General features: G+C 39.6%; 18 protein-coding genes. 17 read left to right on the top strand and 1 reads right to left on the bottom strand.

From position 1 onward, the window contains the following. Window positions 1-65 precede the first annotated feature (65 nt). From BFP71_RS08260 to BFP71_RS08240, 5 genes are all read left to right on the top strand, one after another. The gene (locus tag BFP71_RS08260) at window positions 66-563 is read left to right on the top strand and encodes an acetyl-CoA carboxylase biotin carboxyl carrier protein subunit (RefSeq protein WP_069835022.1); all 498 of its coding nucleotides are present in this window, start codon (window positions 66-68) and stop codon (window positions 561-563) included. A 7-nt stretch (window positions 564-570) separates the two neighbouring features. Then, complete coding sequence (gene pyrH, locus BFP71_RS08255) at window positions 571-1278, top strand: UMP kinase (protein WP_069835021.1); 708 nt, start codon at window positions 571-573, stop codon at window positions 1276-1278. Window positions 1279-1283: 5 nt separating this feature from the next. Then, on the top strand, window positions 1284-1850 hold the full coding sequence (gene frr / locus BFP71_RS08250; RefSeq protein WP_069835020.1) for a ribosome recycling factor: 567 nt from the start codon (window positions 1284-1286) through the stop codon (window positions 1848-1850). A gap of 237 nt (window positions 1851-2087) precedes the next feature. Next, a complete protein-coding gene (locus BFP71_RS08245; RefSeq protein WP_069835019.1) occupies window positions 2088-2420 on the top strand; it encodes a PadR family transcriptional regulator in 333 nt (110 codons plus the stop codon). After that, window positions 2417-5044, top strand: a complete 2628-nt coding sequence (locus BFP71_RS08240) for an ABC transporter permease (protein ID WP_088124950.1) — start codon at window positions 2417-2419, stop codon at window positions 5042-5044. The genes BFP71_RS08245 and BFP71_RS08240 overlap by 4 nt, the downstream gene beginning before the upstream one ends. 45 nt (window positions 5045-5089) lie before the next feature. On the opposite strand, the gene BFP71_RS08235 is transcribed toward BFP71_RS08240, so the two are convergent. After that, on the bottom strand, window positions 5090-6157 hold the full coding sequence (locus tag BFP71_RS08235) for a carboxypeptidase-like regulatory domain-containing protein (protein WP_069835018.1): 1068 nt from the start codon (window positions 6155-6157) through the stop codon (window positions 5090-5092). Between the two features lie 240 nt (window positions 6158-6397). Here BFP71_RS08235 and BFP71_RS08230 point away from each other — a divergent pair, with 240 nt between their 5' ends. The 12 genes from BFP71_RS08230 (at window position 6398) to BFP71_RS08175 (ending at window position 23958) form a co-directional block, all read left to right on the top strand. Next, window positions 6398-6739, top strand: a complete 342-nt coding sequence (locus BFP71_RS08230) for a PadR family transcriptional regulator (protein WP_069835017.1) — start codon at window positions 6398-6400, stop codon at window positions 6737-6739. Beyond that, window positions 6736-9411, top strand: a complete 2676-nt coding sequence (locus BFP71_RS08225; RefSeq protein ID WP_069835016.1) for an ABC transporter permease — start codon at window positions 6736-6738, stop codon at window positions 9409-9411. Before BFP71_RS08230 ends, BFP71_RS08225 begins: the two co-directional genes overlap by 4 nt. A 117-nt stretch (window positions 9412-9528) precedes the next feature. After that, window positions 9529-10407, top strand: a complete 879-nt coding sequence (locus BFP71_RS08220) for an RNA polymerase sigma factor (RefSeq protein WP_069835015.1) — start codon at window positions 9529-9531, stop codon at window positions 10405-10407. Window positions 10408-10453: 46 nt separating this feature from the next. Then, window positions 10454-11065, top strand: coding sequence for an SRPBCC family protein (locus tag BFP71_RS08215; RefSeq protein WP_088124948.1), 612 nt, complete (start codon window positions 10454-10456; stop codon window positions 11063-11065). 142 nt (window positions 11066-11207) lie between these two features. Beyond that, the gene (locus BFP71_RS08210; RefSeq protein ID WP_069835013.1) at window positions 11208-11546 is read left to right on the top strand and encodes a PadR family transcriptional regulator; all 339 of its coding nucleotides are present in this window, start codon (window positions 11208-11210) and stop codon (window positions 11544-11546) included. After that, window positions 11546-14158 (top strand): FtsX-like permease family protein, encoded by a 2613-nt coding sequence (locus tag BFP71_RS08205; protein ID WP_069835012.1) that lies wholly within the window; start codon window positions 11546-11548, stop codon window positions 14156-14158. The genes BFP71_RS08210 and BFP71_RS08205 overlap by 1 nt, the downstream gene beginning before the upstream one ends. Beyond that, window positions 14151-16748 (top strand): FtsX-like permease family protein, encoded by a 2598-nt coding sequence (locus BFP71_RS08200; RefSeq protein ID WP_069835011.1) that lies wholly within the window; start codon window positions 14151-14153, stop codon window positions 16746-16748. The genes BFP71_RS08205 and BFP71_RS08200 overlap by 8 nt, the downstream gene beginning before the upstream one ends. Then, window positions 16741-19359 (top strand): FtsX-like permease family protein, encoded by a 2619-nt coding sequence (locus BFP71_RS08195; RefSeq protein ID WP_069835010.1) that lies wholly within the window; start codon window positions 16741-16743, stop codon window positions 19357-19359. Before BFP71_RS08200 ends, BFP71_RS08195 begins: the two co-directional genes overlap by 8 nt. Before the next feature lie 46 nt (window positions 19360-19405). Next, window positions 19406-20431: a TlpA disulfide reductase family protein gene (locus tag BFP71_RS08190; protein ID WP_069835009.1), complete on the top strand. Its 1026-nt coding sequence runs from the start codon at window positions 19406-19408 to the stop codon at window positions 20429-20431. Window positions 20432-20548: 117 nt separating this feature from the next. Further along, complete coding sequence (locus BFP71_RS08185) at window positions 20549-20887, top strand: PadR family transcriptional regulator (RefSeq protein WP_069835008.1); 339 nt, start codon at window positions 20549-20551, stop codon at window positions 20885-20887. Next, window positions 20880-23483, top strand: a complete 2604-nt coding sequence (locus tag BFP71_RS08180) for an ABC transporter permease (protein ID WP_069835007.1) — start codon at window positions 20880-20882, stop codon at window positions 23481-23483. Before BFP71_RS08185 ends, BFP71_RS08180 begins: the two co-directional genes overlap by 8 nt. Before the next feature lie 19 nt (window positions 23484-23502). Next, on the top strand, window positions 23503-23958 hold the full coding sequence (locus BFP71_RS08175; RefSeq protein WP_069835006.1) for a hypothetical protein: 456 nt from the start codon (window positions 23503-23505) through the stop codon (window positions 23956-23958).

Below are 23958 nucleotides of genomic sequence, written 5' to 3'. Positions count from 1 at the left end.
GTGATTTCGTCGTGGATACTCAGGCGTCTTCTACCGTATCGTCAAGCACGATTAAAGATTATTCAATGTTTCAAACAAAATCCACTTCTGGAGAAAATACTTCGCTCGAATTTCAAGGAGACCAACTGCTATTTAACGGCAAACCTTTCAACTGGTCTCTCAATAGAAAAAACAATAATACCTACCTTATTATAAAGGATCATAAAAGTTATAGAGCTGAAGTATTATCTATCGATCGAGTAGCCAAATCTATAAGCATAAAAGTCAATAAATCCGTTTTCGATATTGAGTTGAAAGACAAAATGGATTTGTTACTCGCTGAAATGGGGATCGACAATCTAAATACAGCTGTCGTCAATGACTTAAAGGCTCCAATGCCAGGTTTGATATTCGACATATTAGTTACACCTGGTCAAGAGGTAAAGAAAGGCGACCAATTGTTGATTCTGGAAGCGATGAAAATGGAGAATGTTTTGAAGGCACAGGGCGATGGAACGGTTCAAAGTGTAGAAGTGGCCAAAGGTAAGAGCGTAGAAAAGGGTCAAGTATTGATAAAATTTTAAAAATAGAATGGGTTACAAAAGAGTTCTCTTAAAACTGAGTGGCGAAGCACTAATGGGTGAGCAAAATTACGGCATTGATTCTAGCCGTTTAGAGCAATACGCATTAGACATTAAGAAAATTCACGATGAAGGCGTTGAAATCGCCATTGTGATTGGTGGTGGTAATATATATAGAGGAGTCCAAGCGGAAGCTTCGGGAATTGACCGTGTTCAAGGCGACTACATGGGTATGTTGGCTACTGTTATCAACGCTATGGCTATTCAGAGTACACTTGAAAAGCACGGCATGTACACTAGGCTTATGTCTGGTATAAAAATGGAAGCGGTGTGTGAACCTTTTATTAGGAGAAGAGCCGTACGCCACTTAGAAAAAGGTAGAATTGTAATCTTTGGAGCTGGAATTGGCAACCCATATTTCACGACAGACTCCACAGCAAGTTTGCGAGCTATTGAAATAGAATCAGACGTAGTGCTTAAAGGAACAAGGGTAGACGGTGTTTACTCAGAAGACCCAGAAAAGAATCCTGATGCAGTGAGGTTTGAAAACTTAAGTTTCAAAGAAGTCATTAGTAAGGGATACAATATTATGGATATGACGGCTTTTACCCTGTGTCAAGAAAACAATGTACCGATCATTGTCTTTGATATGAATAAGCCTGGCAACTTAGAAAAACTTGTCCTTGGCAAGGAGAAGGTTGGTACATTTATAAGCTAAATCTTATGGAAGAAATTGAAATTTACCTTGAAACAGCCAAAGAAATGATGGAAAAGGCTGTAGCACACAGCAAAGCTGAATTAGCTAAGATTAGGGCTGGTAAAGCAATGCCGAGCATGCTTGATGGAGTTTTGGTTGAATACTACGGTACCCCTACCCCTATTAACCAAGTAGCTTCAGTGTCAACCCCCGATGCACGAACCATCTTTATTAAACCTTGGGAAAAATCAGTATTGCCTAACGTTGAAAGGGCCATCATGAATAGTGACCTTGGCTTTAACCCACAAAGTGACGGTGAAAACATAATCATTAGCGTACCTCAATTAACTGAGGAGCGCCGAACCCAGCTTGTAAAACAGTCGAAGGCCGTAACCGAAAACGGTAAAGTAGGTGTTAGAAATGCACGTAAAGAAGCGAATGATGAGTTAAGAAAATTACTCAAAGAAGGTGAAGGCGTATCGGAAGACGCGATCAAAGGTGCCGAAGCCAGAGTACAAGCATTAACTGATGATTTTGCCAAAAAATTAGACGAGCTACTAGAGCTCAAGGAAGCTGACATCATGACCATCTAAAGGCGACTTTACTCAATGAAAAGCGTAGTACTTCAGAGTGCTACGCTTTTTTTATACCCAAAATATAACGATTGAGTACAACCCAAACCCAATTCAAGGCATTACACTTTATCGGCAATTTGAAAGCTTGTAACCTTATGCTACGAAATGTACTCTAAGTATATATTCATGTTTTGTATAAAAAAGGCATAACTTCAGATCTATTTTTTATACAAATAAGGAATAAATGTAAAGTCAATGAAGGGAACTAACCTTGGAGAATTTGAAGAAGTGGTCTTATTAACCATTGCAGCACTATTAAATGATGCTTACAGTGTAGCCATCTGCGATGAGATAGCCCGTGTGACGGAAAGAAAAGTCAAACTCAGCGTAGTGCATGCAGTACTCAACCGACTGGAGAAAAAAGGATATGTGAAATCGCACCTAGGTGAACCAACCAAAGCCAGAGGGGGTCGAAGAAAAAGATTTTTCACTATTAGCCATGCTGGAAAAGTGGCTTTGACCAAAGTAAAAGAGCAAAGAGATCAACTATGGAGCCTTGTTCCTGATTTTAACCTCAAGTTCATATGAAAAAACAAGGTACTCCTCCACGTTGGGCCCTTAGACTTTTAGAATGGTACTGTAGACCAGACCTTCTAGAAGATTTACAGGGCGACTTGCATGAGTACTTCGAAAGAAATATTGAAGAAAAAGGCGTTCGTAGGGCACGTCTGAATTACATCGTAGATGTATTCAAATTTTTTAAGCCCTACACGGTCAAAAAACTAGACATTCTAGATCAATTAACTCAATTCGTTATGTTTAAAAACTATTTCAAAACATCGGTTAGAAGTATAGTTCGCAACAAACTATTTTCTGCCATCAACATTGTAGGACTTGCCATCAGCATGTCCATTTGCTTACTCGTAATTTCTATAGTCTCTGAAAGTTTCAGCTACGACAAATTCCATGCAGACTACGATAGAATTCATCGAGTTATTACCCAATATCAATTCTTAGAAGACGATCCTAATGATTTTGCTTCAACCTCCATACTCGCCGGTCAAAGGACAATGGAAGAAGTACCTGGGCTGGAAGCTTCTACGATGTTGGTCTCTAATTACTCCGAAGACATCTTAATAAATGACAAGTATTACCCAATTGAAGGACGCTTTGCCACCGAAGACTTTTTTGAGGTATTCTCATTTAATGTACTTCGCGGAAATGCATCAACAGCTTTGGAAGAACCCAATTCAATCGTGATTACCGATAAAACAGCAGAAAGACTGTATGCGGGGAAAGATGCTTTAGGTAAAACAATGGTGACTAAGAGTGGAAAGAACTACTTGATCACAGCTATTGTGGAAACCCCACCACATGCGTCACATTTCACCTTTCAATCGCTGATATCTTATTCGACTTACAAGGCGGAAAGAAACGAGAACCCAGACAGTAAGTATTGGATATCGTGGAATAACATATGGAGTAATCATGTATATATTAAACTCTTAGAAAACACTAAACCAGCCGAAGTAAACGCGCGATTACTTTCCATAAGTGAAGAGGAAAACAAGGCATCAGATAGAATAAGTAATACGGTAAGTCTGCAACCCCTAACCAATATTATTATGCGATCCGACCTATCTAATAGCAATGGCAAGGTCATTGGTATAGAAGTGATCTGGATCTTAACAGGACTTACCTTGGTGATTATTCTATCGGCAGGTTTCAATTACACCAACCTTTCAATTGCCCGTTCACTGCGCAGATCAAAAGAGGTGGGAGTACGAAAGGTAATTGGTGCAACGCGAGGGCATATTTTTACGCAGTTCATCCTTGAGGCTACAATTATCTCAATGATTTCACTCTGCATATCGTTTTTCTTGTTGCAAGTGCTTAAACCACAGTTTGTACAACTATTACCAGAATTTGCAGAGGCTTATCAGCTAAACACCGAGGTTTCACTCGTACTTTATTTTATTCTTTTTGCCGTGATTATAGGGGTAATGGCAGGAACATTTCCAGCACTTTTCCTATCGAAGCTCAATGCCATTAATGCCTTAAAAAACTCTGGATCAGGCCGACTATTTTCAAGAGTCAATGTCCGTAAAGCCTTAATTGTGATTCAGTTCACACTGTCAATTGCCTTTATTGTAGCCGCTTCCATCGGGTATAAGCAGTACAAATATGCACTTGGTTTTGATTTAGGCTTTAATACCGAAAATATCCTGAATGTTCGCGTGCAAGGGAACGACGTCGGTCAACTAGAAGCGGCTTTCAGTAAAATCCCTGAAGTCACAGATATTTCAAAATCAACCCTAGTAGCCAGTACTGGCAGTACATACAGTGCAACATTCAAGTTTGAAGATCCGATGGACTCTACTAGCCTCTTTTATAATGCGGTTGACGAAAAGTATATTCCTTTAATGAAGCATGATATAATTGCCGGAACAAACTTTACAGGCCTCTCGAAAGACCCGAAAGAGGAAAGTGTTGTCATTTTGAACGAAACAGCTATTAAGCACTTCAATATGGGCACCCCTACGGAAGCTTTAGAGAAGAATGTAGAAATTGATGGCAAGAAGCTTAAGATAATAGGTGTAGTACGCGATTTTCATTATGCTAAAATCCAAGATGATATAGAACCATTTGGTTTCAGAAACACCAACAACCAATACTATATCATGAACTTAAAAATTGACACAAAAGATGTTCTTAATACCATGCAGAAAATCGAACAGGCATGGGATTCGGTCGATGAAGTTCATCCGTTGAACGCTCAATTCTATGATGAAAGAATTGAAAGAGCCTACGCTGATTTTTCAATCCTTTTTAAAGTAGTCGGCTTTTTAGCCTTCGTCTCCATTTCAATTGCTACAATGGGCCTTCTCGGAATGAGTGTTTACACGGCTGAAACGCGCTTGAAAGAAATCAGCATACGTAAAGTACTCGGTGCCACTGAAGGTAGCTTAATCAAACTCTTAGCTAAGAGTTTTATGTGGCTTTTGTGTATTGCTGCCCTTATCGCGGTACCGATCACGTACTTCGTATTTGATTCACTCATACTGATCGACATGGCCAATAGAATCAATATTGGTGTTATTGAGCTATTTTCAGGAGTTGTGATCATATTCACCATTGGCTTCTTTACCATTGGTAGTCAAACTTGGAAAGCGGCAAAATCAAATCCAGCACAAACGCTAAGGTCCCAATAATTAAGAAAAAGACAGGCAGACCGATAACAAGAATTGGTCTGCCTGTTAATTTTCTGAGTTTAACCGATAATTCAACGGTACTCGATCTGCCATTTTTTCGAACCCCCAAAAGCCATATTGATAAAAATCAAGTGGATTTATGACATAACCGCTCGACTCAAAAAGAATCGGTTTATTCTGATCAACCATCTTTATCCAAGATCGTTGTCTATTCCTCCCTCCTGTTCGTTTGACCTGATCATTAATCATCAGCATCGCTTTATACCTCTCATACTCTTCCGTTTCGTACGCTCCAGTGTAAGTAATGAACAGGTAGTCTTCGAATGACATACTTTTAGTGGTAATATTACTTTGGACCTTAGTCATACTAATGTCAACGGTATCCGAAGCTACCAATAATCCCCCGCCAATAGTATCCCTGGCTGTGCGGACTATAAATCCTTCCTCCAGAAGTTTACCCTCAAATATTGATAAGAAAAAATGCTCAATTGATCCCAAATAAGCCTCTCTTCTACGTTTAACAACTCTTGATGAGGGTTTACTTAATGAAATTTCTTTGAATAAAGGATAGCCTAAATACCTGCTATAACTCTCCGTATAGAATAACTCGAAAGTTTCGAGGTAATACTCAATATCGTAACCCAAGGCTTTATTTCGAATCATTAACGGTTCATCTGCAAAAGCTATGAGCTTCCCATTCTCCCGATCATTATAGAAATTCATGACCTCTTCGTTGAGAATTTTGGTTGACTCAGCATTACTAGAAGTACCCAAAAATACATCCTTGAAAAGCTTTAGATTCTTTCGCCACTCAGATCTATTCTTGGCTACAATAGTAAAACTTCCTAAATCTCTATTTTGAGGCTTCAGGGAAATCTCTAAACCCTCGATTCCATCCGATTCAATCACCAAAGTTCTGGAGAACGTCTTATACCCCGTGAATCGAACAATTAGCTCGTATGTTCCCGGTCGATCAACCTTAATCTGAAACTTTCCCTGTCGATCGGTGATCTTTCCGAACGTTGTATTTGATAAAAAAACATGTGCGCTTGGCAGCGTACCTTCCACGTCAGTCGCCCGAACTGTACCACTGATGGCAAGTGGGTTTTGCATTGCGCTACTAATCGCAATACAGCGAAAAAACAAGACAACTAATAGCTGATACTTTATCATGTTTTCCAAAACCTAGGCCTTCAATAAGTTCAACACTCAAACTGAATGAAGGTTTTTGCGATTCTTAAAATAAGTTTACCACAAATGACTATTACACTGTTTAGCGTATTTAAAATCTATTTTATTGTCATTTACGAATTTAATCATTAGTATTAAATCGTCATTTACGAATTTAATTCAATGAAAGGAACAAATCTGGGTGAATTCCAAGAGCTAGTTATGCTAACCATAGGGGTATTATATCCTGAAGCTTATGGTGTAGCGATAAAAGACGAAATACGAGAAAAAACTGGTAGAAGGGTAACGCTCAGTACGGTACATGCAGCCTTAAACAGGCTTGAAAAAAAGAGTCTGATTGAAAGTAGTTTCGGTGAAGCTACCAAGATCCGTGGTGGTAAGAGAAAAAAGTACTTTACAATTACTGCTTACGGCCTAAAAACACTGCAAGAAACCAGAGAACAGCGTGAACAGTTCTGGAATGCTATGCCAGAGCAAGTATTTCAAGTGAACTGGGAATCATGACAAAGGTCGTGAACAGTCATAAACCACCATTGCTCCCGAAAAGATTCTTAAAGTGGTATTGTAAGCCAGATTTGTACGAAGATATCTCAGGAGACATTGAAGAAGATTTTAACAGAAGACATGAACTAAAAGGAGCTCGGTCGGCTCGGTTCTTTTATTACCTCGACGTCATCAGGTTTTTTAGACCTTTTGCAGTCAAAAATTTATTCAAAACTCAAATCGACAACAGTATGTTCAGCATCAACTCAAAAATTGCGCTACGCAATCTCGGAAAGCATAAGCTTTACTCTTTCATCAATATCAGCGGTTTAGCGCTAGGCATAGCAGCTTGCTTGGTCATAGCTCATTATGTAGCATTTCAACTTAGTTTCGACAAACAATTTGAAAATTCAGATACGCTCTATCGTGTTCATATGACTCGGTACCAAAATGGGGTAAACCAAGGAACCAACGAAGATGTAGGCTTTGGTTTAGGGCCCGCGATCAGAAAAGCCGCACCAGAAATAGAAAGATCATCACTTTTGCATACCTACTCGGATGGTGCCGTTGTCAGTCCCTTGGTTGACTCTATTAGCACAGCTGCATTTCAAGAGTACGACATCCTATTCGTAGAACCATCTTTCTTGGATATGTTCTCAATGAATTTCTTATCTGGCGATTCAAAAACGGCACTCGATGACCTGAAATCGGTAGTCATATCGGAATCAACGGCTAAAAAATACTTTGGCAATACCAACGATTTATTAGTTGGCCAAACCCTAAATATAGAAGGTAACTGGGGCGAATCAGGTGCATTTACCATAGCAGGCGTATTCGAAGACTTTCCAGATAATTCGCATTTAGCTTTCGACATACTCCTACCAATGAGTAATGTGTTGAAAGATTCACAATACCAAAGCGATGACGCAGCTTGGGGTTGGAGCAACTTCGAGCTTTACGTGCAGTTAAACCCCCAAACCACAGAAGCCATTGTCGAAGGGAAAATCGCCTCTTTGATGGAAGAATATGTCGGTGAAGAAATGCAGCAGAACGGTGAAGAACGAATTCCTAGTATCCAATCCATAAAAGAGCTGCACTTAAAGTCAGAAAGAACAGGCGAAGAGGGGGCCATGACATCAATATACTTCCTTATACTTATCGCATCTTTTATACTCGTTATCGCCTGGATCAACTTCATCAACCTTTCGACAGCTAAGGCAGCAGAAAGAAGTCGAGAAGTGGGAGTAAAAAAGGCAATGGGTGCTGTAAAAAGACAAATTATCATACAGTTTTTGACTGAATCCTTCTGGATTAATCTGTTGGCCACGGTACTTGCCATCGGTATAGCCTACGGTTTACTACCAGAAATGGGACTAATCATTGGCGAGGACTTAAGCCTTGACCTTGCCAACCCAGTCACGTTAATCATAATTGGTGGCATGATATTCATTGGCCCATTACTAGCCGGTATATACCCCGCTTTTGTGATGTCGGCTTTTAAAACTACTGATTCACTAAAAGGCCATAAAACGCTGGGTTCTGGAAAAGTCCCTTTGAGAAAAATATTGGTTGTCTTCCAATTCGTCATCTCCACGCTTATGATAGCTGGTACCTATGCCGTGACCGAGCAGCTAAAATTCATGAGCAACCAATCTACTGGTTTCGAAAAAGACCGAATTCTCGTTGTCAATGGCCCTCAAACCGACATAGCCTTTACCAGCTTTGAGAAGTTTAAACAGGAAGTCAAAGCGATTCCTTCAGTCGAGCAATTCGCTACTTCTAGAAGTATTCCTGGAGGAGGGTATAACTGGGGAACTGAAATGTATAAAGAAGGGGATGATAAATCTACCCGAAAAAGAATCAGTATAATTTGGGTCGATTCAGATTTCATACCCACCTATGAAATAGAAATGATATCTGGGCGAGACTTTTCTGATCCTATCAGAAAGGCTGAAGATATAAGCATTGCAAATGGCCTAATTATTAATGAGGCTACGGTCAAAGCTTACAATCTCGGCACCCCAGAAGAAGCTATTAACAAAAAACTGGTGGTTAGTGGTGAAGTAATTCCAGTCAGGGGCGTTATGAAAGACCACAACTGGCAATCGCTACACAATAAGATCGCTCCGAGTGCTTTTCTATTTTCTAACGCATCAAAAAGGCACTTTTCATTGAAGCTGAATATGCAAAACACCGAGCAAGTGATTAGTCAAATCAGCAGCTTGTATGAAGAAAATTTTCCAGGCAACCCTATTGAATACCACTTTTTGAACGACTTTTTTAATGAGCAGTACCAGGCCGATCAAGAATTTGGAAAGATTTTCAACAGCTTCGCCATTTTTGCAGTCATAGCGTCTTGCTTGGGCCTACTTGGTTTAACAGCGTTTCAAATGCTTCAAAAATCAAAGGAAATCGGTATTCGAAAAGTATTAGGAGCAAAAATGACAAGTATCACCATTCTATTCTCTAAGAATTATGTGAGCCTTATTCTCATCGCCAACGTGATAGCCGTGCCGATCACTTATTTTGGAATACGATCTTGGTTAGAGGATTTTGCCTTTAAGATTTCGATTTCCCCCAAGCTCTTTATCGTGCCAGTAATACTTTTGATGGGCATAGCCTTGATTACAATTACTTTTCAAACACTAAAGGCCGCACAAGCAAACCCAATAAAGAGCCTGAGATCTGAATAAGTTTAAAAGGATCAAAAAACGGGAGGCCTAGTACATAAGTATTGGGCTTTTCTATTTACTTTCTATAAAGTTGTAACACATCGATGATTTCTTGATCATAAGCTAAACAGACTTTATATGAACCCATTTGTAACCACTTATTCTACCGATCAAGATGACCAATCTTTAATCAAGCAGGCCGTAAAGGGTAATAAAGCAGCCTTAGAGGCATTGCTTAAAAAACACCAACCCTACATTTACAATATTGCCTGGAAAATGGTGCAAATGCCTGATGACGCCAAAGACATTACCCAAGAAGTAATGGTCAAGGTCATTACCAACTTATCCAAATTCAGAGGTGAATCGGAATTCCGTACGTGGCTATATAGAATTGTCACAAACCACTTCCTGAAAATGAAAAAGCAAAAACGGGAAAAGTTGGTTAATGAGAGTTTTGATGCCTTTTCTGATAGACTTTCCTCCATACCGGATACCGAAATGTCGACGCTAGAACAAGAGGAGAAGGCTATCGAGGTTAGAGAAATGAATATGGCCTGTATGTCGGGAATGCTCCTCTGCTTAACCCGAGAGCAACGCCTCGTTTATATACTTGGTGCCATGTTTAATGCCGACCATACGATCGGTGCAGAAATACTCGATATTAGTAAAGGTAATTTTAGAGTTCGCCTATCTAGAGCAAAAAAGGACCTTCATAGTTTTATGAATGACAAATGCGGACTCGTTAATAAGTCTAACCCATGCCGATGCCATAAAAAAGTAACAGCAGTAATAGAAAACCAGGTTTTAGACAGCAAAAACCTTCTTTTTAACCGCGAAGAGTATGCCTCTTTCCAGCAATATATAGGCAATAGTCCTCAAGATTTTTCCGACTTGATTGAAGAGAAAGTTTTGGAATTGCATAGTCAATTACCATACAACAACACCTTTAACAAAAAAGGGTTTCTCAACGACTTCATCAATGACCAAAGAGTTATTTCCCTGCTGAATCTCAATTAAGTTGTAACACATAGACCCGCTCTTGCTCTAAAAAAGAAAAAGAACTATGAGAAATCTATTAACAATTTTAATGATGACAGTAATGGCGATTTCGGACTCAAATGCCCATGCGCAGAAGGATAAAAGAGTTCTAAAATTCGAAGTCTCGAAGGTCATTCCCTTTCCAGCCGAAAAAGTTTGGGCAATTGTAGGAGAAGACTATGGCGCTGTGGCCTATTCACACCCTAAAATCATTGAATCTGAGTACATAAATGGGAGTTTAAAAGCGGAGGAAGGAGCTGAAAGAGTATGCTACTTCAACGAAAAACACACGCAATATCTAGAGGAAAAAATGATAGACTACTCTCCTGAAACCATATCATTTACAAACACGGTTTCGCAAGCAGGTCGGTTTCCTGTAAAGCCCGAATATACCCGAGCTGTATATAACGTAGATGACATGGGCAACGGCGAAAGCATGTTGACATTCACGATGCAATACCGGACCAAACCAGCATTTATGGGAGGCTTCGCCAAGGGTAGTTTTAAAAAGCTTATCAATGACTATTTCATCGCAATCGAGCACCACTTACGTACGGGGGAAAAAGTAACCAAGACCAATTTCAAACAGATTAAAAAAGAAATCAAAAAGAGAGAAAGGCTAAGCACCTCCAGATAAATTAATAAAAAATGTCAGCAACAAAGCCCTCTTCAGTGAGCCTGAAGAGGGTTTTTTAGTTATTGATAAATTTTTTTTCTTGTATTATGTCTTCATTTAAGAAATAAATCATTAGGTTTGGTCTTCATTTAAGTATTAAATCATGAAGGGAACATATTTAGGAGAGTTTCAGGAGATAGTACTACTCACCATTCTTGTCTTAGGGGAAAATGCTTACGGTATTACCATCCAAGATGAGATTGCAAGTAGAACTGGACGTGAAGTTAGTAGAGGCGCATTACATACTGCGCTGACTAGGTTAGATGAAAAGGGATTCATTTCATCTGAGTATGGTGGTGCGACTGCCGAACGTGGCGGCAGAAGAAAGCGATATTATCAAGTGAGCAACTTGGGAAAGAATGCATTGGAGGAGGCAAAGTCTGTTAGAGACGAATTGTGGAGTAGTGTACCTAAAGTCTCAGTACAAAACATCAAGGGGTAATGAATTTAGATTCAACCCCAAAATTCTGGACTAATCTGTTCAGGAGAGTCTGTAACAGAGACTTCTTCGAGGAGTTGCAAGGCGACTTAGAAGAACGCTTTTTTCACGATTTAGAGGTCAAAGGGGGAAAAGTAGCTCGTCGAAATTACAGAAAAGAAGTACTAAAAATGCTTCGTCCATCGGTCATCAAAACAACAAAAATGAAACAACAATTCTCATTCTCCATTTTTAGAATGCATCTCGTGCTCACAGCGCGAAATATGAAGCGTAATAAGGTCTTTAGCTTTGTGAATGTATTAAGTCTAGCAGCCGCTATGACCCTTTGTCTTTTCGCTGTAAACATGATTTATACGGGTTACAGCTACGACAAACAACACATCAATGCCGATCGCATTTATAGGGTCATTAATAAGGCAGTAGAACCAGAGAGAACCCTCAATCTTGCCTCCTCCCCATACGCTTTAGACAGACATTTGAAGGCAATGCCTCAAATAGAATCATCGACATTTTTTATCACCAATATCAATGGTTCTTATGATGTAAAGGGAGAAACTTTAGGTTTAAGAGGTTATTCGGTTGATGAAAACTTTTTTGATGTTTTCAACTTCAAAGTTATAGCTGGCAATCCGCAAGATATTTTTAGAGATTATTCGTCTATTGCAATTACCGATAAGGCTGCCAAAAGGCTTTTCGGAAATGATAACCCAATTGGCAAAAAAAGTAATTCTGGAGCCGTAATCAGAGCCGTAATTGAGTCTCCTGACAAGATTTCCCATCTAAAATTCGACTTTATTCATAATGTAGCCTTTATGGGAAGCCGTATGAGCCCCGAAGAAAAACAGGCTCGCCTTTACGATTGGGGACGCTATATTGACGATCATTTCAATTATTTCCGCTTGGCAGAAAACGCCTCGGTAAGCGATGTGAATAACCTCCTATCTGCCTTCAACCAAAACATAGAAGAAAGCGCTAGCCGAAATACTAAAATCACATTAGGTACTCAAAAATTGAGTGACATTATGTTCGGACCAGAGTTCATGATTGAAATGAGGCCTGTTCATTCAAGAGCAACATTAATCGCTTTAGTTATCGCAATTGTGGTACTAATTGCCTTAGCAGGATTCAATTATACAAACCTGTCCATTGCCAGGTCGCTTCAGCGCTCGAAAGAAATCGGTATCCGTAAACTAACAGGTAGTACAAAGTGGCAGGTAATCGGTCAATTTCTGACAGAAACGACAATCTTCTCTGTTTTTGCGCTAGCCATTGCTGTGTTCGCATATCAGCTTGTATTGCCAAGTTTTGAGCAGTACATCCAAGAATTTTCCTCCCTCTTTAGACCAGATTTAAATACAGAAATGCTCATCTGGTTTGGAATTTTTAGCATTCTAGTGGGCCTTGCGGCAGGTATTTTTCCAGCACTACACTTTGCCAAAATATCGCCTCTATTAGCCATTAATAATCGACTAAAAAAAGGTGTTATCAACTTACCGACCATGAAAAAAGCGCTTGTAGGAATTCAAGTATGCGTTTCAACCTTTAGTATTCTTTTCATCGCGCTGATAGCCCACCAAAAAAACGAAGTGCTAAGCGCTGATTTAGGCTATGAAACTGAAGGACTGCTAGCAGTACCTATCAATAAAATTGATCTTGACATTTTTACCGCTGAGCTAGATAAACTGCCTGAAGTAAAGTCCTATACCCTGTCTTCTATGATTCCTGGTGCTGGAAAAATGAATAGAAGATTCATGGTATCCGAAAACTTACAAGACACTTTCGCAACGCTTTATGGTATAGCTGATGTTCAATTTCAGGATGTTTATGCACCAAGTCTGAAAATTGGGGCTGGTTTTTCCAAAGGAAGACCAAATGAATTAGTAGTTGATGAAGCATTTCTGAAAACGATCAATTTACCGCTAGAAACCGCTGTAGGCTCTACTGTTCAGGTAATGCACTGGGACATCATTGAAGAGCTGAGTATTGTTGGCGTATTAGAAAAATTCACCTTCTCAGGTCTTAAATCTAGAAACAACTATCCACTTGCTATTAGAAACAAAGTTGATACCCTAGAATCTAAGTTTATCACCCTCAACTTAGCTTCAAATAATATTCCTAATACACTCAGAAAAATTGAGTCCGGATGGTCCATGAGCGCCTCCGATCAAGTTTTCAACCCGATATACGTTGATGATGTCATCGCTAAAAACTATACCTCTTTTTATGGTATGATGCATTTGATGGAGTTATGTGGCGCCATCATTATCCTAATCGCTGTACTTGGTCAATTCGGCATTGCATTGTTCAATGCAGAAAGTCGCGTAAAGGAAATAGGTATTCGCAAGGTGCTCGGAGCCAATTTTACCTCATTGGCAAAGCTTTTCACCAGAAGTACTTTAACTACCCTTGGTATAAGTGCACTGATCGCTATCCCAGCAGTCTACTATTTCTTCAATGAGTCCATTGTACCGCAATTTGCCTTAGAATTAAGCTTGCCTGTATCGGTAATCTTGAAAGGAATCTTCACGCTATGGGCTGCCATAGTGGCGATTGTCGTGATACAAACTTGGCAAACTGCAAATCTTAACCCAGCCGAATCACTCAGAAATGAATAATAAGCTACCAAAATTTTGGACGAAACTCTTCCATTGGTTTTGTAACGATCAGTTTGCAGAAGAGCTTCAAGGAGATCTAGAAGAACGATTCTATGCCGATGCCGAGAAACTTGGCGAAAGAAAAGCAAAATCGAACTACAGAAAGGAAATTATTAAAATGGTTCGCCCATCAGTGATTGGCTTAAAAAACAAAGTCCCTATGATCATAAGAACTTCTATTTTAAAAATACATTTCTTACTTGCCGTAAGAAACATGGCTAGGAATAAGGTTTTCAGCGTAGTGAACATCTTCGGCCTTGGAGCAGCAATCGCTGTGAGTCTATTTATGGTCAACATACTCTATACAGGGTATCAATTAGATAAACACCATACGGATGCTGACAGAATCTATAGAATTTCTAATTACATAGAAGCAAACTATGGTAAGAACCTTTATGCAGCAAGCGCATTCCCACTAAGTGATAAGGTTCGAGAAACGATACCTGACTTTGAATATGTAACTCATATCAATAACTCCTTTAGGCCAAAGTTTAAAATTAACGGTGTAGATGTTGCACTGGAGGGGCTTTACACCGACGATAACTTTCTAAAGATTTTTGACTTCAAAGCCATAGTTGGTAATCCAAACTCAATTTTTGATGACATCAACTCGCTAATTATTACGGATAAAGTTGCAGAAAGACTTTTCCCTGATGAAAACCCTTTAGGTAAAGTAACTGAGGATGGCTTCGTTGTACGTGCCATCATCGAATCATCCCAAGGGAAATCTCACATACCATTCGAAGCAATTACTTCAATTGAATCCTTCAAAAAAGACATCATTCCAGCTTTAGAGGGTTGGACATTTTACTATCAAGATTTCACATATGTAAAATTATCAGCAGGGGTTGACCCATTAGAAACATCTGACAAACTCGAGGCTCTTTCGGAAGAGATCAATGCTTTACCGTCGAAATCCGAGAAAAAGTTTCAGTTTAAACTTCAGCCAGTCATAGGTCTTGTATTCGCAGAACAAGCCATTAGCGAATTAGGGCCAACAATTGGTAAAGAGGGTATTTATGTTTTTTCCGCACTGATCTTAATAATGATCTCTATTGCGAGCTTCAATTATACGAATTTATCTATCGCTCGAGCAATTCAGCGGACCAAAGAAGTGGGGATTCGCAAAGTAGTCGGGAGTACAAAGTGGCAAATCATCAATCAGTTTATGATTGAAACACTGATTTTCTCTTTACTTGGACTGGCCGTTGGCTTCTTTGTTTACCAATACTTCAGCCCGAGCTTCTTAGAAGTGGCAAGTGATTTTTCAAACATCTTCCAAACCACCATCAACACACAGATCATTTTGATCTTTGTCTTATTCGCGATACTTACTGGGCTGATTGCAGGCATTTTTCCCGCGATATATTTTTCAAAGATTAAGCCTCTTTCCCTTTTCAAATCAAAAGACAAGTCTAAAAAATTATCCTTTCAAACTTTAAGAAAACTGCTAGTAGGCTTCCAGCTTACCCTTTCCATGTTTGTGATAATTTTTGTAACACTCATCATAGAACAAAGAAAATCCGTGCTATCAGCACCGCTAGGCTTCGACCAAGAAAACCTTCTGGTTATAGATAGAACCAAAGGTGACCCCAAAATTATCTTAGAAGAATTTAGAAAAATAGCAGAGGTAGAAGCCGCTAACCTTATCAAAGGGTTACCAGCGGTTAATACTGATGGAGTTATCGTGTTCAAAGACACCCTATCAAATGATAGTACAACTGTGGTGAACTTCATGCTCAGCGACAATCAATTTGCTAAAGTCTTTTCTCCCAAAATTTCAAGAGGTACAGGCTTCTCAGAATCCACGGAATATAATGGCTTTATAGAAGTACTGGTCAATGAATCCTTCGTCAATACATTGGGGCTAGACTTAGAAAACGTGATCGGAGAAACTGTTCAAAGTAACGATGTCACTTATAAAGTGGTCGGTTTATTAGATGGTATCTCTGGAGGCAACTTATTCTCTTACGAGAAACCATCTTTGATGATCGCCAATCTGACACCTAATAATGGCAACCTGGTCGTGAGAATAAATCAGGCTAATCCGAATGTCGCTATCGATAAAATGGGAGCAGCTTGGAGCAAAATATACCCTGAAGATCGGTTTCAACCGAGGTTCTATCAAGATGTCTATGAATCAGCATTTAGTTCGGTAACCGATATCTTACGTTTATTCAGTTTTCTGGGAATTTGCATTATCTCGATTTCAATCCTAGGACAATTAGGCATGGCGCTCTACAATGCTGAAACGAGAGTCAAAGAAATAGGTATTAGGAAAGTTTTGGGTGCAAAAATGCGTGCCATTATAAAACTGTTACTCAAAAACACTGTGGTTACTTTAATCATTGCCGCGATAATTGCCTCACCACTGGCTTATCAATTATTCGAAACGAGCTTTATGAGTGAAATCAATACCTCTTTTGAGCCAACTGCTTGGGTTTTCTTAAAGGCAGTTTTTGGTCTCTCAATTATTGTAGCAGGTGTTGTATCACTACTGACTTGGAGAACAGCAAGAGTAAACCCTTCGGAGTCTTTGAGAAATGAATAATACCCCAAAATTCTGGACAAGACTATTCGAATGGCTCTGTGATGATTCGTTTTTCGAAGAACTTCAAGGCGACTTAGAGGAGCGTTATTTCATTAATCAAGAGAAGTTTGGTGCTCAAAAAGCAAAGGCTGCTTACCGAAAAGAAGTACTGAAAATGGTACGGCCTTCAGTTTTAAAGCTGAAAAACAAACTTCCAGGGCTCTTCAATGTATCCCTGTTCAGAATACATCTTATTCTATCGCTGAGGAACTTAAAACGCAATAAGGTTTATAGCACTATTAATATACTTGGCCTAGGAGCAGCACTTTCCGTCTGTCTACTCATTGTCAACATGGTTTTGACAGGACTTCTTGAGGATCATCAGCACCCCGAAAACGATCGGTTTTATCGCATTACTACCACCCAGACTTATAGCAATGGAGTGAAAAATAGAAGTGCTACCAATCCTAAACCGTTAGAAAGAATACTTAAATCAGAATTACCGGAAATCGAGCTGATGGCATTGGTAGATTTCGGGCCAAATTTTAAATTCGATTGGGGAAATGCCGGCTTTGAAACAAACAGTATTCTAGTTGATCCAACCTTCTTCAAGTTATTTGATTTCAAAGTGTTAGAGGGTAATCCGAACAACTTATTTGAAGACCTCAATAGTATAGTGATCACTAGTGAAGTAGCAGAACAGATTTTCTCTGACGAGTCCGCCATTGGAAAAACCACACTAGACGGAAAGGTAGTCAAAGCTGTAATTGAGAACCCAAAGGCTGTTTCCCATATGGATTTTCAAACGATCGCTAGCAGGGACATAAACAAACTCAGTGACTTTAAAGACAAGAGTAGCCCCGCCGATTGGGAAGCCTTTGATGGCTATTTCATCTATATAAGGGCCAATGATCAATTCAAGAAATCAGAGATAGACCTGAAACTTCGTGAAATTTCCAATCGAGTTAATTCGTTTGATAATATCGGCGATCGAAGCTTTCTCTTCTCTAGCCAACGCGTTCGAGATGTTACCTTCGGAGACTTCTTTATGTTTGACTTCGGCATGGTTGTCAATAGAAACTGGCTCTACACAATGCTAATTCTAGGTGCCATAATTCTGGGTGTCGCCATCTTCAATTACACAAATTTAGCCGTCGCCAGAGGAATACAGAGAACAAAAGAGATAGGGATCCGAAAGATTAATGGCAGCACTGAGTTTCAAATAGTCAGTCAATTTCTAACAGAAACTGTATTGTTAGCAATTCTGGCATTTGGTATTGGCTTGGTGAGCTATAATCTTTTTGCAAGTACATTCGTATCGACATTAGAAGGCGTTTCCGGCATATTTACAGAAAGCTTGAGCCCTAAACTGATCTTATGGTTCCTATTTTTCACCGTTTTAATAGGTCTGATTGCTGGGATTTTACCTGCACTTCATTTTGCTAGAATCAAACCGCTAGACGCCATAAAATCAAAATTGCTTGGCAATAGGCTATCTGTACCAAAACTAAGAAAAGTCTTAACCGGTATTCAACTGACCATTTCCATGCTCAGTATTCTACTAATGACCATTGGAAATGATGTTTACAAACAAGTTTTAAGCTCTGACTTAGGTTTCGATTATGAAAGCGTGGTAACATTCAATACTTATGAAGTAGATACCGAAATACTTCTAAATAGTCTTTCGAAGATTAGCACGATCGAAGAAATTTCAAGGAGTGACTTCACTCCAGGTGTAGAGCATAATGGCTTAATGAAAGCCTTTATGGGCAAGACTATCGATACCGTTCCTATCTATGTGGGTACAGCAAATTACGCGTTTGGTAATTTGTATGAGCCTAAAATGCTGCGCGGAGAATTACCACAAACACTCGAAAAAACGTCTGATCATATACTGGTAAATCCACTGTTTCTTCAAAGACTTAATATTCCGCTTGATAGCGCGCTAGGCCAAAAAATATATCTAAAATCTTCTGGTGGTCAGTCAGTCCAAACCAAATATATCGCTGGCGTGATGGACAGTTTTGTCAGAAATGCCATGGAGTCTTATGGCGTACCCTTTGTCATCGAATTATCAGAAGAAAACGAAGAACTCAACACCATTTCACTCAAGATTGACTTTGAAAACCTCAGCACAACTTTGGATCAAGTAAATAAGATTTACAGTGATCTAAGTACAAAAAGTACCTTCGAGCCTAAATTTCTCGATGATCAAATTGAAAATTCATACTACGAGTTATTAGGCATTATTAAGACCATTTGGTTTCTCGGCATAGTGATTATACTCATCGCCATACTTGGGCAACTGGGAATTACACTTTACGATGCCGAAAGTCGAACTAAAGAAATTGGTATCAGAAAAGTGCTCGGAGCAGGGCCAATACACTTGCTTAAACTTCTATTGGGTGGCACTTTGAAAACTCTATTGATCGCCCTAGTCATTTCTACTCCATTGGCTTTCTTATTCATTGGTAACGGAATCATGGTAAATATTTCAGTGCAAACACACATTAGCATATTCGCCGCAATAGAAGGCTTTTTAGGGCTATCGACGCTGGTTATCGGTGTGATTTTATTACAAACGCTGAGAACTGCGAGACTCAACCCAAGCGAATCTCTGAGAAATGAATAATTCACTTGAATAAGACTTTAAATCAATTCACACAAATAAAAGCAACATGAAAAACTCAAGAAAATTACTTAGCATAATTGCCCTTTCACTGATTTGTATCTATGGAAAAGCTCAGCAGACACTGAACTTTGAAGTTGAAGGTTCTACTGAACAAGACTACAATGATTTCATTTATTTAAGCTTTGGGGAAAAGGTCGATAGTCTGAAAGTGGTAGACAACAAGTTCTACTTTAAAGGTCAGGTGAATCATGTGACCGAGGCGAGAATTCATACGAAGAATGGCTATGTAACAGAGGGCGTTTACCTAGAGGATGGTAAAACTGTAGTGAAAATTTCGATTAAGGATAATATTACATCCATCACTTCGATCAGAGGAAATAAAACACACAACATAACGATGGACCTTGTGTCTTTTTATGAAGAGAACAGTGAGAAAGAAGAATTCAGAGGCTTGTTCTACGACAAAATGGATGAAGTAATTTCGCAAAATCCACGGAATCAACTGAGCGGCACCATGCTCTCTGAGATCATCATGGACCCGATCTTCACTTTCGAAGAAGCCATGTCACTATTCAGTAAATTAGATACCACCGTTCAATCCGCAAATGATTTAAGCGCTATTAAAATCTCTCTTGATAAGCTCAAGAATACCAAAATTGGCAATCCATTCCCAACCTTCAATTTTCCAAATAAGGATGGCGAATCCATTGACATAGCAGATTATAGAGGATCGTATCTACTTGTTGAGTTTTGGGCTTCTTGGTGCGGTGGTTGTAGAATAGCCAACCCAGCGTTAGTAGAAATAAGAAAGGAATATGCTAGCAAGGGCTTCGACATAATGGGTGTCTCGATAGATCGAAGCAGGGCGGCTTGGTTAAAGGCAATTGAGAAAGATGGGCTTACTTGGGAAAACACTCTTGCTGATGGTGAATTCAACAATGAGACTTTGAAAAAGCTGAAAATCCAATACCTGCCTTCAAACTACTTACTAGATCCTAACGGTAACATTGCGGCCATCAACATCAAGCCCAAAGAACTAAAGCGGAAATTAGAGGAGCTGATAGAAAAATAACCTGCCAATAAACACTCACAGAGGAGGGGAAATCGTCATTTCCCCTCTTTTTTATTTACATATCTCCATTTAAGAACAAAGATTTATATATTAGTCTCCATATAAGAACTAGGTTTTATGAAAGGGACGCATTTAGGGGAATTTCAGGAAGTCGTTTTACTCGTCATTCTCTCACTGGATGACAATGCTTACGGAGTAACGATTAAGCAGGAAATGATGGAGAAAGTAAATCGAAGTATCAGTCGTGGAGCGCTTCATACAGCACTTACTCGGCTTGAAGAAAAGGGATTTATTACTTCAGAACGTGGTGAAGCCAATGAGGATCGCGGAGGTAGGCGAAAACGCTATTACACGGTGACAAAAACTGGAATTGCGGCACTTCACGGTGCAAAAGAAATGCGAGATCAATTATGGTCTCAAATCCCTAGGTTAAAACTCTACCCCGATTATGAATAGGAAGCGTCAAGAACCTTCTCGGTTTTTTAGATTGCTCTTTGAAAAATTCTGTAAAGAGGAGCTTTTCGAAGAACTACAAGGAGACCTGCAAGAGGAGTTCAAAATGAATTCAGCCAAGCATGGCTTAAGTAAAGCTCGACAGCTTTACAGAAAAGAGGTGCTACAAATGATAAGGCCTTCTGTCCTAAAAAGTAAAAAACGATCTCGTAATTCCTTTCAACCAACTATTATGTTCAAAAACTATTCTGTCGTTGCCCTACGAAATATTTTGAGGAACAAGTTATTCTCCTCTATAAACATAGTCGGACTGTCCATTAGTATGGCTGTCGGATTGATTGCCATCACCTTTGTAAGTGAAATTTATTCATACGATGATTTTCATCAAAAGAGAGATAATATTTACAGAGTCGTGAGTGATATTACGAGACCGGCCAGAGGTACTTCGAACTATGCCACCACGCCACTAATCGCCAACGAGCGGCTCACCACGGATTTCCCAAATGTGGCTACTCTTGTTCCAGTCGATCGGGGAATGAGGGGTAATTTAATCTACAATCAAGAGAGCTATGCAGTTAAGGGGATTTCTACAAGTAGTGCCTTCTTTGAGATTTTCACCTTCCCGATGATTCAAGGCAATGCGGAAACAGCTTTAAATAATCCGTATACAGCGGTGATTACCGAATCAACCGCACTGAAAATTTTTGGCAAGGTTGATGCCCTTGGCCAATTTATTGAACACTCGAGATATGGTAAAATAACGATTACTGGCGTCGTAAAGGACCCTCCGCACAATTCACACCTGCAGTTCGATATCATAGGTTCAATAGAAACTTTACGCGCACAAAAAAGCAGATTATTAACGCGTTGGAGTCAGAGTACAGCCAGTTACTTATATGTATATATCCCAGAAAGCCAGTCAAAGGAGAACTTCTTGGCTAACCTTTCAGAGTTGTCTGCTCAAGAAAATGAGAAGGTCAATAATTTCGAGATTGAGCTTCAGCTTGAGGCCTTAAACGATATTTTCCCAGGTGATGGCCGTTACAACCAGTTTGGAACGGTTATGCCTCAAAAAAACGTGAATTCGATTATTATTCTGGCACTTATCGTTTTGCTTTCAGCCTGTTTTAACTACACAAACCTCTCTATGGCCCGATCACTGAAAAGAGCTAAGGAAGTGGGTGTAAGGAAGGTTATTGGCGCATCTAGAACCCAGTTACTCGCACAATTCATTTTAGAGGCAATATTTATTTCCACATTTGCGCTGCTCATTTCTGTATTTTTATTCAGGCTCATTCGGCCAGAATTCCTAGCACTAAATTTCTACATAGAACGCACGACTACCCTCCTATTAAGCCCTAAGATTTATCTATTTTTCTTTCTTTTCGCACTTTTAATCGGTGGTGTTTCAGGTTTCTTACCTGCCCTTGTCATGAGTAAATTAAAGCCTGTTTCTGTCATAAAAGGCGTCGCTTCCATTAAGGCTTCTAAGGGATTGGATGTTAGGAAAGTGCTGACCACCATACAATTCACCCTATCTATGGGCTTTTTTGTGCTGGTCACCTTAGTTTATAAGCAATACAAGTACGCCCTCAACTTCGATTTAGGATTTACGACAGAAAACGTGCTTAATGTGGATATTAAGGGTGAGGATATCGAGGTACTTCGAAATACCTTCAGTAAAATCCCTGAAGTGGTCGACTTATCATCTTCGGCAATGATCCCGAGTACTGGTTCCTATCAATCATTTACCGCCAAATATGATAACCCACAAGATTCTGTTTCAATCAATATGATAGATATTAGCCCTGGATATATCGAAAACATGGGGCATCAGCTCTTGGCCGGCAGTAGTTTCGATGCCCTGAATATTGACCATATTATCCTAAACGATCTGGCTGTAAAACGCTTCGGCATAAACTCACCTCAAGAGGCTATCGGAGAAACAATTTCTTTTGGTAGAAAAACATGGACCGTCATTGGGGTTGTAGCCACCTTCCATGATCGCAGTATTGATAAACCTCTGGCTCCGTTTGCTTTTACTTCAGGTATCAATAATCACTATTATCTCAACTTGAAATTACAATCCGCAGACATGATCGGCACTATGCAACGTCTCTCAGAAACATGGGACGATGTAAGCGGAAATTCAGATTTCGAGGCAAGGTTTTATAGCGACTATATTGAGATGACCTACTCAGATATTTCAGCGTCGGTCAAGACTTATGGATTGTTAGCCATTATTGCCATTTCCATTTCTGTATTAGGCCTATTGGGCATGGCTGTGTATACCACAGAATCAAAAGTGAAGGAGTTGGCTATCAGAAAAGTGCTGGGAGCAGATTTATCGAGCTTACTGGCATTATTAAGTAAGAATTTCATGGTTATTTTCATCATTTCCGGCATAATCGCCATTCCTACGGCCTACATGATGTTCAATCGTGTAATAGTACCCGATATGGTGTACACAATTGATGTAGGTTTCTGGGAATTAGCTGGTGGTGCGTTGTTGATCATACTGATCGCATTTTTAACCATTAGCTCTCAGACCTTAAAAGCTGCAAAGACCAACCCAGCCCACAGTTTACGAAATGATTAGTCACTAATTAATCACAGTAATGAGTAAAAATTTATCCTCGAAATTGGACTCATATGCGCTGATGATCATCGCCCTGTTGGCTGTTGTTGTCTCGATTTGGCAAGTAAGCCATCAGCGTAAGCACGACAGGATTTCGATGATGCCCTATGTAAGTTGGGACGTAGAAACTGTAGGGGATTCTACAATGATCAAACTATGGAATAAGGGTGCTGGACCAGCGCTCATTAAAGAATACAATTTCTCAATTAATGATAGCACCTTTGGTTCATGGAGTAGCGCTTTCAAATTTGCTGACTCTACAATCAAAATTTATCAAGAAAAAATCTTCGGCAATTACACTCTTGCTCCAAACGAAGTACTCATATTAGTGGCCTACAAAAAGGGGCTGTACACTGATCATAACATACGGATAAATATTGGATTTGAGTCGGTCTACGGTGACAAAAAAGAAGACTACCTCATGTCAACCCTTTGA

Origin of the sequence: Roseivirga misakiensis (genome assembly GCF_001747105.1) — a bacterium.
Classification (GTDB): domain Bacteria; phylum Bacteroidota; class Bacteroidia; order Cytophagales; family Cyclobacteriaceae; genus Roseivirga; species Roseivirga misakiensis.
Note: the sequence above shows the minus strand (reverse complement) of the source record. Positions and strands in the feature narration are given on the sequence as shown.

Excerpts from the sequence above, each read along its gene's own strand:
- BFP71_RS08260 (WP_069835022.1), top strand. The coding sequence starts at position 66 with ATGTTTCAAACAAAATCCACTTCTGGAGAAAATACTTCGCTCGAATTT.
- pyrH (WP_069835021.1), top strand. The coding sequence starts at position 571 with ATGGGTTACAAAAGAGTTCTCTTAAAACTGAGTGGCGAAGCACTAATG.
- frr (WP_069835020.1), top strand. The coding sequence starts at position 1,284 with ATGGAAGAAATTGAAATTTACCTTGAAACAGCCAAAGAAATGATGGAA.
- BFP71_RS08245 (WP_069835019.1), top strand. The coding sequence starts at position 2,088 with ATGAAGGGAACTAACCTTGGAGAATTTGAAGAAGTGGTCTTATTAACC.
- BFP71_RS08240 (WP_088124950.1), top strand. The coding sequence starts at position 2,417 with ATGAAAAAACAAGGTACTCCTCCACGTTGGGCCCTTAGACTTTTAGAA.
- BFP71_RS08235 (WP_069835018.1), bottom strand. The coding sequence starts at position 6,157 with ATGCAAAACCCACTTGCCATCAGTGGTACAGTTCGGGCGACTGACGTG.
- BFP71_RS08230 (WP_069835017.1), top strand. The coding sequence starts at position 6,398 with ATGAAAGGAACAAATCTGGGTGAATTCCAAGAGCTAGTTATGCTAACC.
- BFP71_RS08225 (WP_069835016.1), top strand. The coding sequence starts at position 6,736 with ATGACAAAGGTCGTGAACAGTCATAAACCACCATTGCTCCCGAAAAGA.
- BFP71_RS08220 (WP_069835015.1), top strand. The coding sequence starts at position 9,529 with ATGAACCCATTTGTAACCACTTATTCTACCGATCAAGATGACCAATCT.
- BFP71_RS08215 (WP_088124948.1), top strand. The coding sequence starts at position 10,454 with ATGAGAAATCTATTAACAATTTTAATGATGACAGTAATGGCGATTTCG.
- BFP71_RS08210 (WP_069835013.1), top strand. The coding sequence starts at position 11,208 with ATGAAGGGAACATATTTAGGAGAGTTTCAGGAGATAGTACTACTCACC.
- BFP71_RS08205 (WP_069835012.1), top strand. The coding sequence starts at position 11,546 with ATGAATTTAGATTCAACCCCAAAATTCTGGACTAATCTGTTCAGGAGA.
- BFP71_RS08200 (WP_069835011.1), top strand. The coding sequence starts at position 14,151 with ATGAATAATAAGCTACCAAAATTTTGGACGAAACTCTTCCATTGGTTT.
- BFP71_RS08195 (WP_069835010.1), top strand. The coding sequence starts at position 16,741 with ATGAATAATACCCCAAAATTCTGGACAAGACTATTCGAATGGCTCTGT.
- BFP71_RS08190 (WP_069835009.1), top strand. The coding sequence starts at position 19,406 with ATGAAAAACTCAAGAAAATTACTTAGCATAATTGCCCTTTCACTGATT.
- BFP71_RS08185 (WP_069835008.1), top strand. The coding sequence starts at position 20,549 with ATGAAAGGGACGCATTTAGGGGAATTTCAGGAAGTCGTTTTACTCGTC.
- BFP71_RS08180 (WP_069835007.1), top strand. The coding sequence starts at position 20,880 with ATGAATAGGAAGCGTCAAGAACCTTCTCGGTTTTTTAGATTGCTCTTT.
- BFP71_RS08175 (WP_069835006.1), top strand. The coding sequence starts at position 23,503 with ATGAGTAAAAATTTATCCTCGAAATTGGACTCATATGCGCTGATGATC.